Origin of the sequence: Marinobacter sp. F4216, assembly GCF_019931195.1 — a bacterium.
GTDB classification, from domain to species: Bacteria; Pseudomonadota; Gammaproteobacteria; order Pseudomonadales; family Oleiphilaceae; genus Marinobacter; species Marinobacter suaedae.
In genome coordinates this window covers 242,499-256,768 of the sequence record NZ_JAIOUO010000007.1, presented here as the reverse complement: position 1 = coordinate 256,768, position 14,270 = coordinate 242,499, and the positions used below count along the sequence as shown (strand labels likewise).

11 protein-coding genes are annotated in these 14,270 nt (G+C 56.6%); 1 reads left to right on the top strand and 10 read right to left on the bottom strand.

The features are described from left to right. Positions 1-72 precede the first annotated feature (72 nt). The 4 genes from ligA to K8I84_RS14970 form a co-directional block, all read right to left on the bottom strand. Complete coding sequence (gene ligA, locus K8I84_RS14985; RefSeq protein WP_223795582.1) at positions 73-2,106, bottom strand: NAD-dependent DNA ligase LigA; 2,034 nt, start codon at positions 2,104-2,106, stop codon at positions 73-75. Between the two features lie 74 nt (positions 2,107-2,180). Further along, positions 2,181-3,227, bottom strand: a complete 1,047-nt coding sequence (zipA, locus tag K8I84_RS14980; protein WP_223795581.1) for a cell division protein ZipA — start codon at positions 3,225-3,227, stop codon at positions 2,181-2,183. A 126-nt stretch (positions 3,228-3,353) separates the two neighbouring features. After that, positions 3,354-6,854: a chromosome segregation protein SMC gene (gene smc / locus K8I84_RS14975; protein WP_223795580.1), complete on the bottom strand. Its 3,501-nt coding sequence runs from the start codon at positions 6,852-6,854 to the stop codon at positions 3,354-3,356. A 1-nt stretch (position 6,855) separates the two neighbouring features. Beyond that, positions 6,856-7,539 (bottom strand): GntR family transcriptional regulator, encoded by a 684-nt coding sequence (locus K8I84_RS14970; protein ID WP_223795579.1) that lies wholly within the window; start codon positions 7,537-7,539, stop codon positions 6,856-6,858. A 347-nt stretch (positions 7,540-7,886) separates the two neighbouring features. Between K8I84_RS14970 and K8I84_RS14965 the strand changes: the two genes are divergently transcribed. Beyond that, positions 7,887-8,141: a hypothetical protein gene (locus K8I84_RS14965; RefSeq protein ID WP_223795578.1), complete on the top strand. Its 255-nt coding sequence runs from the start codon at positions 7,887-7,889 to the stop codon at positions 8,139-8,141. 14 nt (positions 8,142-8,155) lie between these two features. On the opposite strand, the gene rluB is transcribed toward K8I84_RS14965, so the two are convergent. The 6 genes from rluB to sucC form a co-directional block, all read right to left on the bottom strand. Beyond that, on the bottom strand, positions 8,156-9,139 hold the full coding sequence (gene rluB, locus K8I84_RS14960; RefSeq protein WP_223795577.1) for a 23S rRNA pseudouridine(2605) synthase RluB: 984 nt from the start codon (positions 9,137-9,139) through the stop codon (positions 8,156-8,158). Positions 9,140-9,180: 41 nt separating this feature from the next. Then, positions 9,181-9,813 carry an SMC-Scp complex subunit ScpB gene (gene scpB / locus K8I84_RS14955; RefSeq protein ID WP_223795576.1) on the bottom strand — a complete coding sequence of 211 codons (633 nt, stop codon included), beginning with the start codon at positions 9,811-9,813 and terminating at the stop codon, positions 9,181-9,183. Between the two features lie 50 nt (positions 9,814-9,863). Next, entirely contained in the window at positions 9,864-10,697 is an 834-nt protein-coding gene (locus K8I84_RS14950) for a segregation and condensation protein A (protein WP_223795575.1), read from the bottom strand. A gap of 48 nt (positions 10,698-10,745) precedes the next feature. After that, positions 10,746-11,960, bottom strand: coding sequence for a tryptophan--tRNA ligase (locus K8I84_RS14945; protein WP_223795574.1), 1,215 nt, complete (start codon positions 11,958-11,960; stop codon positions 10,746-10,748). A gap of 115 nt (positions 11,961-12,075) precedes the next feature. Continuing rightward, the gene (gene sucD / locus K8I84_RS14940; RefSeq protein ID WP_223795573.1) at positions 12,076-12,948 is read right to left on the bottom strand and encodes a succinate--CoA ligase subunit alpha; all 873 of its coding nucleotides are present in this window, start codon (positions 12,946-12,948) and stop codon (positions 12,076-12,078) included. Continuing rightward, the gene (gene sucC, locus K8I84_RS14935; protein ID WP_223795572.1) at positions 12,948-14,114 is read right to left on the bottom strand and encodes an ADP-forming succinate--CoA ligase subunit beta; all 1,167 of its coding nucleotides are present in this window, start codon (positions 14,112-14,114) and stop codon (positions 12,948-12,950) included. The genes sucD and sucC overlap by 1 nt, the downstream gene beginning before the upstream one ends. Positions 14,115-14,270: the final 156 nt, after the last annotated feature.

Here is a 14,270-nt window from a genome sequence, read left to right as displayed (position 1 = left end):
AGTTCTCAGATTCGCAGGCCAACCCCTCCCCCTGTGGGTTGGCCCCAATGGCCGGGCACTCCCTGTAAAATCCTAGATAGAAATACGATGCTCCTTCAGGAGTTCGAGCAGCCCCTGCTCGTCCAGGACCGGAACTCCCAACTGCTCTGCCTTCGCCAACTTGGAACCGGCAGCCTCTCCGGCAACCACCGTCGTCGTCTTCTTGGAAACGCTTCCAGCCACCTTTGCACCAAGGTTTTCCAGCCTTTCCTTGGCCTGATCACGAGTCAGTTCTGACAAGGTTCCGGTCAGAACCCAGGTTTGCCCCTGCAACGGTTTGTCGCCGACTGCAACGGATTCCTCCTGCCACTTCACGCCCGCCTCCTTGAGCGCTGCCAGAGTTTCCTGATTGTGGGCTTGGTCAAAGAAACTATGTATGTGACCCGCAACAATCGGCCCGACGTCTTGGACTTCCTGCAAAGACTCTTCTGACGCAGCTGCAATCGCTTCCAGGCTGCCAAAGTGAGACGCCAGCGCCTTGGCGGTAGCCTCACCCACTTCCCGAATCCCAAGAGCGTAAAGGAAACGCCAGAGCACCGGGTTCCTTGAACGGTCAATGGCTGCGATCAGGTTTCCTGCGGACTTCTCCCCCATCCGCTCCAGCGATACAAGGTCCGACTTCCTAAGGTGGTAAAGGTCAGCAACGGTTTTGACCCGCTCACTGCTGATGAGGATGTCGATCCATTTATCGCCCAGTCCTTCAATGTCCAGAGCCTTTCGGGATGCGTAGTGTCGAATGGCTTCTTTCCTCTGGGCTGGGCAATAGAGTCCTCCAGAGCAGCGGGCGACCGCTTCGCCTTCAATCTGAATCACGTCCGAGTCGCAGACTGGACATTGGCTTGGAAGCTCTACCATTTCAGCCCCCTCGGGCCGTTTCTCAGGAACAACCTTGACCACCTGCGGGATCACATCTCCGGCACGCCGGATGAAGACGGTATCGCCGATATGGACATCCAGCCGGCGTATTTCATCCATGTTGTGCAGCGTGGCGTTACTGACCGTCACCCCACCAACAAAAACAGGCTTGAGCCTCGCTACCGGAGTGACCGCTCCGGTTCGACCGACCTGGAATTCAACATCCTCGATAACCGTGAGCTCTTCCTGGGCCGGGAATTTGAAGGCAATGGCCCAGCGAGGGGCCCTGGAAACAAATCCCAGGGTTTCTTGCAGTGCAAGGCTGTCGACCTTGAACACGATGCCGTCTATCTCATAAGGCAGCGCGTCCCGCTTTTCGAGGAGCTGGTGATAAGCCTCCAGACAACGCTCCACACCTTTGAGCCTGCTCATTTCGGGATTAACCCTGAAACCCCAGCGCTTGACCTGCTGAAGACCATCCCAGTGTGTCTCAGGCAGATATCGCTCATCGGTTACCGCAACACTGTAGGCACAGAGTTCGAGCGGGCGTTTGGCCGTCACGGTCGATTTTTTCTGCCTGAGGCTTCCCGCTGCGGCATTTCTCGGGTTTACAAACGTTTTTTCACCGCGATCAGCCAGCCGCCGGTTCAGCGCCTCAAACCCGACCTTGGGCATATAGACTTCCCCGCGCACTTCCACCAGATCGGGGAAACTCCCGCCCCTGAGTTTGAGCGGGACGGAGGGTATGGTTCGGATATTGTCAGTGATGTCTTCGCCGGTGTAACCATCGCCGCGAGTGGCCGCCGTTATCAGCACCCCGTTTTCATAGGTCAAACTGACCGCGAGGCCATCAAGCTTGGGCTCGCAGACGTACTCAACATCATCCTCCGTTCCGAGCCTGGCCCTCACCCGGCGGTCAAAGTCCCGATACTCTTCCTCACTGAACGCGTTATCCAGCGAAAGCATGGGAATTCGGTGCACGACTTCCGCAAAACTGGTATCCGTTCGACTTCCGACCCTGCGTGTGGGGGAATCAGCGGTTGCCAGTTCCGGATAGTCTGCCTCCAGCCCCTGCAACTCCCGGAACAGGCGATCGTACTCGCTATCCGGGATGCGCGGATCATCCAGCACGTAGTATTGATGATTGTGGTCCTCGATCAGGGACCGCAGTTCCTCGACACGCGTGATAACGGCGGGCGTGACTTTGCTCATGAACTGTCACTCTCGTTGGTAAAAAAAATGCCCGGAACTATCCGGGCATCCATTCTCAGTTATCCGGCGGGCGCTCAGACCGGTTGTGAGCGCTGCTTTCGCTCAAATTCCCGAATTCTCTGGCGGCAATGCTCCACCGTTTGCGGAGTCATGACGCTGCGCCGTTCATCTTTCAGCTCACCACCCAGATTTCGAACAACACACTGAGCGGTTTCTAGCATAAAATCAAAGGCCTGAAGCGCATTATTCGGGCCGGGCATGCTCATGAAAAAGCTGATTCCGGGAGTTGAAAGAGCCGGAATATCCCCAGGTTTGAACGTTCCAGGTTCCACGGCACTGGCAACACTGAACTGAACCGGGCTCGTGGTATCTGCCGCTTCATGACGATGATAAATATCCATATCGCCGTATTCCAGGCCACAAGCCTCAAAAAGTTTCTTCAGGTCCGGCCCCTTGAATTCTGCGTTATCCCTTGCCAGTACGTTAATGACAATAACCTCCCGTGCTTCGGGCCGGTTCGCTCCGGCAAGAGGACGACCTTCTTTTGGCCCGGCGGCAGGTTCTCGGCGAGCCGTATCCTCCTCCACCTCAGTCACCGTGGGTGGTTCCTGCTCCCCGGCAGCACTCACAAGCTCTTCGTCAATTGTGGGCTCCGGCTCACGATCAACCACCCTTGGCTCACTCACAGATTCATCATCAACCGCGGAGTCGTCTATGGCGCTCCAGCCGGCCTCGGGCTCATCCACCAGGTCATCGCGGCTCGAAAACCCACTCTCCCACTCGCCATCGGACACGATATCGGGCGTCTTTTCGGCAGGATTCGCTGCGCCAACCACCGGACGGGTTGGTTTGGGTTTGGGGGTACCAAACCGGTTGGAACGTTCCCGCTTTACATAGCCCCTCTCTTCCAGCGTCTCCCGGGAGATTGTTCGGGCGCCGCCATTGGGCAACTCCGGGTTGTAATCCTCATCCAGTGGCGACTCCTGAAGCTCATCCACGCCCATTCCGGATGAAATGGCCATCGAATCCTTGCGCGCCCTACGGACACGACGAATTCCGTCAATGACAATACCGATGATCAAGAGGGCGCCGATGGCAAATAACCATTCCCTTAGTGACATAGTGGAGCTGTCCTGTTTGCGGCTCGGGTTACTTTATTACTCTAAAAAAAGCCCGTCATGAATACAACGCACACCGGGGCCAGATGGCGTTATTGTCATCCTTAACCAAATCCCCCCCCAGCCGGATCACGCCTCGGCCAGGGCTGCGGCCTCTTCCACATCGACCGACACCAATCGGGAGCATCCCGGTTCGTGCATGGTGACACCCATCAACTTGTCGGCCATCTCCATAGCGATCTTGTTATGGGTGATATAAATAAACTGAACCTGCCTGGACATCTCCTTCACCATGTTGGCATACCGGCCAACGTTGGCATCGTCCAATGGTGCATCTACCTCGTCCAGCATGCAGAATGGCGCCGGATTGAGCTGGAAAATCGAAAACACCAGGGCAATCGCGGTCAGGGCCTTTTCACCACCGGACAACAAGTGAATCGTGCTGTTCTTTTTTCCGGGTGGCCGCGCCATGATAGCAACACCGGTTTCCAGCAGGTCTTCACCCGTTAGCTCAAGATAGGCATTACCACCGCCGAACACCTTCGGAAACAGGGCCTGAAGGCCTCCGTTGATCTGATCGAAGGTTTCCTTGAATCGCTGCCGGGTCTCCCGGTCGATCTTGCGAATGGCGTTTTCCAGAGTTTCCAGGGCCTCGATCAGGTCGTCGTTCTGGCTATCCAGATAGGTCTTGCGCTCACTTTGCACCTGGTACTCTTCGATCGCTGCCAGATTAATGGCACCCAAACGCTGAATCCGATTGCCTATCCTCTCCAGTTCCTCGGACCAGTCTTTCTCGTTCGCACCTTCAGGTAATTGAGCCAGAACCTCCTGCAGCTTCACGTCCAGCTCCTGAAGCTGTTCGATATGGTTGCCCGAGCGAATTTCCAGGGCCTGGGATTCCATTTTCAGTTTTTCGAGACTGGACCGGACGTCCTGGATCACATGGTCAATTCGGCCCCGGCCTTGCTCGATATCGCGGACCTTGCGATCAATCTCTTCCAGCGCATCCCGGGCGGCGCCAAGCTTTTCTTCCTCAGCAAGACGCCGGTCCAGAAGCCCCTCAAGCTGCATCTGAAGATCCTCGATAGGCTCCTCGACGCTTTCTCGGGTCTCACGAAGAATTTCAAGGCGTTCCTGATTACGCTCTTTTTGCATCTGCATGCGCTCAAGAGTCTGGCGTAGGCCGTCCCGCTGGCTGGTCAGTGACTGGAGCTGCAACTGAAGCTGATGAGCATGGTCTCTGTCATGTCTGGCCTCCTGTCTGAGACGATCCAGATCCTCGCGGAGACGGTCCCGCTGCTCAAGCAAACGTTCTTTTTCCTCATCACTGTCTTCGGAGGAGGATAACGCCTGCTGCCACTCTTCCCGCGCCTGAAGGAGAATCTCCTGTTGCTCCTCGAGACTTACGGACACATCCGACAAATCCTCGCCGATACGCTGCAACCGGGCATCAATCTGCTCTGCCCTCGCCTTCAGGCCGCTGATTCGTGAGCCGAGATTGCTCAGGTCACGTTCTGCATCCGTCAGGCTGGCCTGCGCGTCTTCCCGGCCCGCCTCAGCCCTTTCTGCTCGCTGCTGACAGAGCTCCAACTGCTCGTTCGCGGCCTGCAAAGCTTCCTCGGCATTTTCAAGCTGTGCTGCCAGCTCGCTGACTTTCTTCTGCCGCTCAATAACACCAACATGGCCTGCATCGGAGTTCGGCATCAATACCCAATCTCGTGCCACCCATTCTCCAGCAGGAGTGATAAGGCTCTCGCCAGCCGCAAGGCCTACACGTGCCGCCAGTGCCTGGTCCATATCGACTACGACCCGGATACCCGAAAGAAGGGGTGCAAGTGCATCCACGCCGGAAACCTTGGACGCGAGTGATTCTGTGTTCACAGATACAGGTGGATTGCTTTCGTTGCTTACCAGAGCTAACCCTTTGGGTGCGGTAGCAAGTGAGCTTACGTGCCCATCGAGACCATCCAGTGTCACAGCCTGAGATAGGCGGCCAATGACCTGCTCAACGGCAAACTCCCAGCCGTCCTCAATGCGCAAGAGGCCTGCCAAACGCGGGGCATCATTCAGCCCCTGCTCCGCCAGCCAGTTCTGCAGAGCATCGTCCTGGCCACCAAGCTGCTCTTCGAGAAGGGATTCCTGGGACTCCAGGGACGCCCTCAGGCTCTGCACCTGCTGACGTTCATCCGCCGCTTTCTGAGTCGCATCCTTCTGGCTTTGACGGGCTTCGTAAAGGTCATCCTGAATCGAATTGATTCGTTCCAGGGCCTCTTCCCGCCGCAGCTCCAGGGTTTCCTGTTGTTCAAGCAGCTCTTCCAGTTCAGCCCGATCCACCTGGCCGTCCAGAAGCTCCCGCTCATCCTCAAGCCTTTGTTTTCGCGTCCGCAACTGCTCGATGGCATCCTCAACGGAGCGGATACGGGATTGCGCCAACTCAGCTTCGCGGCGCGCATCCGAGGAACGGCTGCTAAAGTCTTCCCAGGTCTGCTGCCAGTCAGCCATGGCCTCTTCCGCCATGTGCAGTTTCTCACCAGACTCCTCGGAACGGACAGACAGGGATTCCAGCTCCGGCTCCAGCATATCCAGCTCTTCCTGGATGCCTTCCAGTTTTTGTTCGTCCTGGCTCAGCTCCCGGGCCAGCTCCCGCTCGCTCGCCAGAGCCTGATCCAGCTCGGCGGCGGTCTGCCGGCTACGCTCACGCTGGTGCTCCAGGCTCTGCTCAATTCGTGCTATGTCGGCTCCGGCCTCGTAGTACCGGGCCTGCGCCTTGTTAAAGTGTTCGGTGCGATCGTGATGGTCTTCCCGGAGGTTTTCCAGCGACGTTTCCAGATTCACCCTTTCGGTCAGAAACTTTTCAAGTTCCAGTTCCGTATCGCGGATTTTCTCCCGCCAACTTTGAAGGTCGTTGTCCAGAGACTGCCAGCGGAGAACCGTCAGTTCCGCTTTCTTCTGTCGCTCTTCCTGCTTGTAGGCCTTGTACTTTTCGGCAGCTGCAGCCTGGCGTTCCAGGTGCTGAAGCTGTCTCCCCAGTTCTTCACGCAAGTCGGTCAGGCGCTCAAGGTTTTCCTGGGTACGACGAATCCGGTTTTCGGTTTCTTTACGACGTTCCTTGTATTTCGAAATTCCCGCCGCTTCTTCGATATAGACCCGCAATTCCTCCGGCTTCGCTTCGATGAGCCTGGAAATCATGCCCTGCTCGATAATCGCGTAACTTCGCGGCCCGAGACCGGTTCCCAGAAACAGGTCGGTAATGTCGCGGCGTCGACACTTGGAACCGTTCAGGAAATACTCAGACTGCCCTTCCCGGGACACCCTTCTTCGAACGGAAATCTCGTTAAACTGGGCGAATTCGCCGGGCGCAGTTCCATCGCTGTTATCGAAAACCAGTTCGATCGAAGCCTGTCCAACAGGCTTTCGGGCACTGGAGCCGTTGAAGATGACGTCCGTCATGGACTCACCACGAAGGTACTTTGCAGAGCTTTCGCCCATAACCCAACGCACGGCATCGATGATGTTGGATTTGCCACAGCCATTGGGGCCGACTACCGCCGTCATGTTGGACGGAAAAGGCACCGTGGTCGGATCAACGAAGGACTTGAATCCGGCGAGCTTGATGGACTTGAGCCGCATATCAGCTGGACGCCTCTTCCTCTAGGATACTCAGGACCTGATGGCGCTGATGCTCACCAAACGTCTTGATGGCTCGCTGCAGACGGTCCGAATCGTTTGAGAGGATGGCTTCTGCAAGCTCGGTGAAAAACCTTTCGGTCTCACCAAAGCCGTCGCGGAAGTGCTTGAGTGCCACATAGTAGGTACGACTGATCGCAGGCCTGAAATTTTCCAGGGTTTCCTCAAGAAAAGGGTTTTCAACCAGGCCATAGGCGTACCTCATCAGGTCAAACCCGGCCTCCATCACCTTTTCAGGGGCGTCGGAACTGTTCGTTGAAACACCGTCCAAGGCCGATTGTATCTGCTTGACCTGGGCAACCACCCCGGTCAGATTCTCATCGGACCAGCGCTCCATTACCTTGGTGCCCAGCATCACGAGTAGATTGATATAGATATCGTAAAGGCTGTTGACACGCTCCGGCGTCAAATCCGACACCACTGCACCACGACGGGGAAAGATTTCGACCAGGTGCCGGCGTTCGAGGATGAGCAACGCTTCGCGCACAGAGCCCCGGCTAACGTTGAGTTCCCCGGACACCTTAAGCTCCTGAATCCGCTCACCCGGCTTGAGATCCCGGGAAGTGATCCTGTGGCCAAGATGCTGGGCGATTTGTTCAGATAGACTTTCCGGGGCCTGAAACCTCATACGTTTCCCTAGTGACTTCTTAGATTAGGACACGACACACAAGTGCAGGAGTTTACCACAGCGACTGCCCCGCCCAATCCCCTCAGCGTAGATTTTACGTTTATACACCGCTTCGGCCGGCAAATCGGTGCCGAGATTTTGACGCCACACCCTGAAACTTCCAAGACGCAGCAACAAGACCATTGCAGACCTATTTTTTTTGGGGCACAACCTCTGTGAATACCGGCTGAATCTGGAGGGCGAATGCTGGGCAACCCTAATCATCAGCCAGCGCCAGAAGATGCCTGAAGACGCCTATTTGCTGTTACTTGTCGAGATCAACTACGCCGAGCAAATCAACGACACCGTTGGCCACGTTGCCGGCGACCATCTTCTGCATTGTGTTGGAGACGCGCGATGCTGCCGAACGACCTCGGCTGACCATCGGGAACATTGCGGTGGAGTTTGGTGGCGAGTGCAATTCGGTAACCGCCAGATGCAGAGTGGCAATTCATCTCAAGGTAAAGCAGCCCGAGCAGTGGATTGCCCGGGCCGACGAAGCGCTCAATCAGGCCAAACGGAACGGCCGGAACAAGACTGAAATCTTTCCGTCGATCGGCTAACCAGCCCTGCCGGGCTAGCGTGGCTTGCGGGAAGTGCGCCCTTTTCCTGAGGGCCGCTGCCGCTCGGAGCGGTCCGGCGCGGCATCACTGACGTCCCACCGTCCGGCTTTCGGCTTTTTATTCCGTAGCCCTGGACTCTTGCGACGCTGACGGTCATGCGCGGCCTTCTCATTTGGGGTTTTTGCAGGAATCGCTACCGGCGGCAAGCCCACCGCCCGACTCAAGGCATCAACCCCCTTCTGATCCAGCTCTTCCCATTTGCCCAGTGTCAGGCGGCTGGGTAAGAATATCGGCCCATAGCGGACACGTTTCAGCCGGCTCACTCTCACTCCCTGGGATTCCCACAGGCGCCGAACCTCACGATTACGCCCTTCAAGCAAGGTGACATGAAACCACCGGTTCATTCCGCTGCCGCCAGCCGGGGAAACATCGGTAAACTTGGCCATACCGTCATCGAGGAGCACGCCCTCAAGCAGGCGCTCAATCATGGCGTCGTCCACTTCACCGAAAACACGAACCGCGTACTCTCGATCGATTTCGTTGGATGGATGCATTAGGCGATTGGCCAGCTCTCCATCCGTGGTGAACAGCACCAGACCGGTTGTATTGATGTCCAGCCGACCAATGGATACCCAGCGCTGCTCCTTCAGCCGAGGCAGTCGATCAAACACCGTAGGCCGCCCTTCCGGGTCCTTTCGGCTCGTCACTTCCCCCTCCGGCTTGTTGTAAATCAGCACACGACGTACAAGCTCCGCGGCCGAGGATACTTCCAGGCGCTTGCCATCAAGCTCAAAACGATCATCCACCGTCGCCTTCTGGCCCGGGGCCACCGGCTGACCGTTGACCATCAAGCGCCCCTGCGACATCCAGCCCTCAATTTCCCGTCGGGAACCCACACCGGCACGCGCCAGGAGCTTCTGGATACGCTCCGGTCCGCCGTCACCGGATGATGTGTCGCGGCCCGCGTGTTTGCCGTGCTTCGGCTGCTCTGATGACATATATGATCCTTGAAGCCTTCCGGGGTTTGGAATGAATGGCGTTAATGAACGGTCTGCTGGTCCGTATTGTCGTCCGACTTGGCAGAACTGAAGTCGATTTCGGCCTGAATGTTCTTCTCAATCTCACGACCAATTTCTTCGAGATCCCGGACCTCCGACAACGGCGGCAACTGATCCAGTCCCGTGAGATTAAAGTAGTCCAGAAACTGCTTGGTCGTCGCGTACATCGCCGGGCGTCCCGGAACATCCCGATGGCCGACCACGCGCACCCACTCTCGCTCAAGTAACGTACGAATGATATTGCTGCTTACCGTGACACCACGAATGTCTTCAATTTCACCCCGTGTAATGGGCTGCCGATAGGCAATGAGGGCGAGCGTTTCCAGCAGAGCCCGCGAATAGCGTTGCGGCTTTTCTTCAAACAACCGGCCAACCCAGGGTGCAAACTCTTCCCTGACCTGAATGCGGTAACCACTCGCCACCTTTTTCAACTCAAACCCCCGCCCCTCACACGCGCTTTCGAGCATCATCAAAACATGCTCCATCACTTGCCGGGCCGGTCGCTCCTCCTCCGAGAACAGTTCGCGAAGCTGGTCAAGACTCAGGGGTTTCCCCGCAGCGAGAAGCGCGGCTTCGGTGATGGCCTGGATTCGGCGAAGTTGTTCATCATTCATAAGCAGTCAAACGTGATGTATGAGTGGACGGCACAGGACCAGGGCTTAACCTAACTGGCGGCACGGGCCCGAATATGGATAGGACCCAGAACTTCACCCTGGACCACTTCCACAAGTTGTTCCTTGACGAGTTCCAGCGTTGCGAGAAACGTAACAACCACGCCAAGGCGCCCCTCTTCCGGGGTAAAAAGGCTTTCAAACGTGACGAACTTGTCGCCCTGAAGCACGGACAAAATGGTCGACATGCGCTCCCGAGTGGATAGCTTTTCGCGCTCAACCTGATGACTGGTAAACAGGTCGGCCCGCCGCAGCACACCCTGCAGTGCCAGCAGCATCTCCTTCAGGTCGACGTCGGGATGAGGCTGGGTTGAAGGAAGCTTGGGCAGTGACGCGGACGCCAGATGGTTATCCCGCTCAAGCCGGGGCAGGTCATCAATATCTTCAGCGGCCTTCTTGAAACGCTCATACTGCTGCAGTCGACGGATCAGTTCGGCCCGAGGATCCACCTCGTCTTCGTCCTCACTTTCCTGCCGCGGCAGGAGCATCCGGGACTTAATCTCCGCCAGAGTTGCCGCCATCACAAGATACTCCGCGGCCAACTCAAAACGCATGGCTTCAACCGCGGTAATGTAATCCATGTATTGGCGGGTAATTTCACTGACGTCGATATCCAGAATATTCATATTCTGGCGCCGGATCAGGTACAGCAGCAGGTCCAGGGGCCCTTCAAAGGCCTCAAGAAACACCGCGAGAGCGTCTGGCGGAATGTAAAGATCCTTGGGCAGATCAATGACCGGCTTGCCCGATACCCGAGCCAACGGCTCAGCTTCATCAGAGGCTGCCGGGGCGCCCAGTACAGCAACACTGGTCGTATCTTCGGTCATGAACCCACCCTTGAGACAATCAGATCCAGCGGTTAACGGTAATTCGAATCACCGGTATTGCAGGCCCATGGCCTCGCGGACCTCTTCCAGGGTATCCCGGGCAGCATCTCTGGCATGCTCCCGCCCTTCCTGAAGGATAGAGTGCACCAGATCCGGGTTGCTTTCATACTCTCGCGCACGTTCGTGCAGAGGACGCTGTTCTTCCACAATGGCGTCCATCACGGGCTTTTTGCAGTCCAGGCACCCAATACCAGCGCTGCGACAGCCATTCTGCACCCATTCACGGGTCTCAGCGTCGGAGTAGATCTTGTGCATTTCCCAAACCGGGCACTTTTCGGGTTCGCCCGGGTCGGTTCTGCGAACGCGCTGCGGATCAGTCTGCATGGTCCGTATTTTCTGGACCACGGTATCTGGCTCTTCGCGCAATCCGATGGTGTTGTTATAGGACTTGGACATCTTCTGGCCATCCAGGCCCGGCATCTTGGACTCCGGCGTCAGCAACGGCTGAGGCTCCGGCAGGATGACCTTGCCACCACCCTCGATATAGCCATACAGACGCTCGCGATCGCCAAGGGAGATGTTCTGCTGCTCTTTCAACAGAGCCCTTGCCGTTTCGAGAGCTTCCAGATCGCCCTCCTCCTGATAACGCTTTTTCAACGTACGGTATAGTTTGGCGTTCTTCTTCCCCATCTTGACGATGGCACCCTCGGCCTGCTCCTCGAAACCGGGCTCACGACCATAGATATGGTTGAACCGGCGTGCGATTTCACGAGTGATCTCGACATGAGAAACCTGGTCCGCCCCAACGGGAACCTTTCCGGCCCGATAGATCAGAATGTCGGCCGACTGCAGCAACGGGTAGCCAAGGAAGCCGTAGGTCGCCAGGTCCTTTTCACGAAGCTTTTCCTGCTGGTCCTTGAAGGTGGGCACGCGTTCAAGCCAACCCAAGGGGGTAATCATCGACAACAGGAGATGTAATTCAGCGTGTTCGGGAACCTGAGACTGGATAAACATGGTTGAGGAGCCCGGGTTAACGCCGGCTGCAAGCCAATCAATCACCATGTCCCAGGTGCTCTGCTCAATTTTACTCGGATCTTCGTAGTCGGTGGTCAGCGCGTGCCAGTCCGCCACAAAGAAAAAGCACTCGAACTCGTGCTGGAGTTTAACCCAGTTTTTCAGCACACCGTGGTAGTGGCCTAGGTGTAGCTTGCCGGTAGGACGCATTCCGGACAAAACTCGTTGCTGGGAATCTACAGAACTCAAAGCACGAACTCCTTAATTTGTTTGGGAACGCCATAATAAATCAGGCGGTCAGGCATTATAAATAAAAAACCCCCGCCCTGCAGTGCAGAAACGGGGGCTTTTCAAAGGGTCAGGCTTACCAGCCAGTCGCCTCTTTCAACGCCTTGCCGATATCGGCCAGGCTGCGAACGGTTTTCACGCCCGCGGCTTCCAGAGCGGCAAACTTGTCGTCTGCAGTGCCCTTACCGCCAGCAATGATGGCGCCAGCATGGCCCATACGCTTGCCCGGAGGTGCAGTCACACCAGCGATGTAGGACACAACCGGCTTGGTTACGTTGTCCTTGATGAACGCTGCGGCTTCTTCCTCAGCGGTACCGCCGATTTCACCAATCATCACGATGGCTTCGGTTTCCGGATCTTCCTGAAGGAGCTTCAGAATGTCGATGAAGTTGGAACCCGGGATCGGGTCACCACCAATACCCACACAGGTGGACTGGCCGTAGCCAAAGTCAGTGGTCTGCTTGACCGCTTCGTAAGTCAGGGTGCCGGAGCGGGAGACGATGCCCACCTTGCCCTTCTTGTGGATGTGGCCAGGCATGATGCCGATCTTGCACTCATCCGGAGTGATGAGACCCGGGCAGTTCGGCCCGATCATGCGAACACCTTTACGATCAACGTATTCTTTGGCGTACAGCATGTCGATGGTCGGGATGCCTTCAGTGATGCACACGATCAGCTGGATACCAGCGTCCGCAGCTTCAATGATGGCGTCCTTACAGAACGGAGCCGGCACGTAGATAACGGTCGCTTCAGCGCCAGTTGCTTCGACCGCTTCGCGAACGGTATTGAAAACCGGCAGACCAAGGTGCTCGGTACCACCCTTGCCCGGGCTGACACCGCCAACCATCTTGGTGCCGTATTCAATGGCCTGTTCGGAATGGAAAGTGCCCTGAGAGCCGGTAAAGCCCTGACAGATAACCTTGGTGTCTTTATTGATCAGGATGCTCATTACTTACCCCCTGCGGCTTTAACGACTTGCTCTGCGGCATCGGACAGGCTGGTGGCGGCGATGATGTTCAGGCCGCTTTCTGCCAGCACCTTGGTACCCAACTCAGCGTTGTTACCTTCCAGACGAACCACAACAGGTACTTTTACGCCCACTTCCTTAACAGCACCGATGATGCCCTCTGCGATCATGTCGCAGCGAACGATACCACCGAAAATGTTAACCAGAACAGCCTGTACATTGTCGTCAGACAGGATAATCTTGAACGCTTCGGAAACACGCTCTTTGGTCGCGCCGCCGCCAACGTCGAGGAAGTTTGCAGGCTGGCCACCGGACAGCTTGATGATGTCCATGGTGCCCATGGCCAGACCAGCGCCATTAACCATACAACCGATGTTGCCTTCCAGCGCCACGTAGTTCAGTTCCCACTTGGCTGCTTCGGCTTCACGAGAATCTTCCTGAGACGGATCGTGCATCTCATGGATTTTCTTTTGGCGGTACAGGGCGTTACCATCGACACCTACTTTCGCGTCCAGACAGTGCAGATCGCCAGCCGGAGTGATAACCAGCGGGTTGATTTCTACCAGCGCCAGGTCGCACTCTTCGAACAGTTTGGCCAGACCCAGGAAAATCTTGGTGAACTGACCGATTTGCTTACCTTCCAGACCCAGCTTGAACGCCAGCTCTCGCCCCTGGTACGGCTGCGCGCCAACCAGCGGGTCGATCTCGGCCTTGAGGATCTTCTCCGGAGTTTCTTCAGCAACCTTTTCGATTTCAACGCCGCCCTCGGTGGACGCCATGAATACGACGCGACGGCTGCCACGGTCAACCACGGCACCCAGGTACAGTTCCTGATCAATGTCAGTAAGGGATTCAACCAGAATCTTGCTTACCGGCTGGCCGTTCTCGTCAGTCTGGTAAGTCACCAGGTTGTTACCCAGCCACTTCTCAGCAAACTCGCGGATCTCGTCTTTGCTCTTGACCAGCTTTACACCGCCGGCCTTACCGCGACCACCTGCGTGAACCTGAGCTTTTACAACCCAGCCGTCACCGCCGATTTCGTCCGCCGCTGCAACGGCTTCTTTAGGGGTATCACAGGCAATGCCCTTGGATACGGGCAGGCCGTACTCAGCGAACAGCTGCTTGCCCTGATATTCATGCAAATTCATAGTTAATGTCCCGCTTTCTGATGGAGGATAACCACATACGGAAAATGAACCCGCGCACACTCCGTCGTCCGGAGCGGCTAGTGCGAATTCGGTGTGGCGGGCCGGGGATCACCTCAGCCCACCGTACGCAACCGGAATCCAGCCGCTTAAAGGCAG

What these genes read in the sequence shown, in the direction of transcription:
- ligA (WP_223795582.1), bottom strand. Translation starts at nt 2,106, where the DNA reads ATGAGCAAAGTCACGCCCGCCGTTATCACGCGTGTCGAGGAACTGCGG.
- zipA (WP_223795581.1), bottom strand. Translation starts at nt 3,227, where the DNA reads ATGTCACTAAGGGAATGGTTATTTGCCATCGGCGCCCTCTTGATCATC.
- smc (WP_223795580.1), bottom strand. Translation starts at nt 6,854, where the DNA reads ATGCGGCTCAAGTCCATCAAGCTCGCCGGATTCAAGTCCTTCGTTGAT.
- K8I84_RS14970 (WP_223795579.1), bottom strand. Translation starts at nt 7,539, where the DNA reads ATGAGGTTTCAGGCCCCGGAAAGTCTATCTGAACAAATCGCCCAGCAT.
- rluB (WP_223795577.1), bottom strand. Translation starts at nt 9,139, where the DNA reads ATGTCATCAGAGCAGCCGAAGCACGGCAAACACGCGGGCCGCGACACA.
- scpB (WP_223795576.1), bottom strand. Translation starts at nt 9,813, where the DNA reads ATGAATGATGAACAACTTCGCCGAATCCAGGCCATCACCGAAGCCGCG.
- K8I84_RS14950 (WP_223795575.1), bottom strand. Translation starts at nt 10,697, where the DNA reads ATGACCGAAGATACGACCAGTGTTGCTGTACTGGGCGCCCCGGCAGCC.
- sucD (WP_223795573.1), bottom strand. Translation starts at nt 12,948, where the DNA reads ATGAGCATCCTGATCAATAAAGACACCAAGGTTATCTGTCAGGGCTTT.
- sucC (WP_223795572.1), bottom strand. Translation starts at nt 14,114, where the DNA reads ATGAATTTGCATGAATATCAGGGCAAGCAGCTGTTCGCTGAGTACGGC.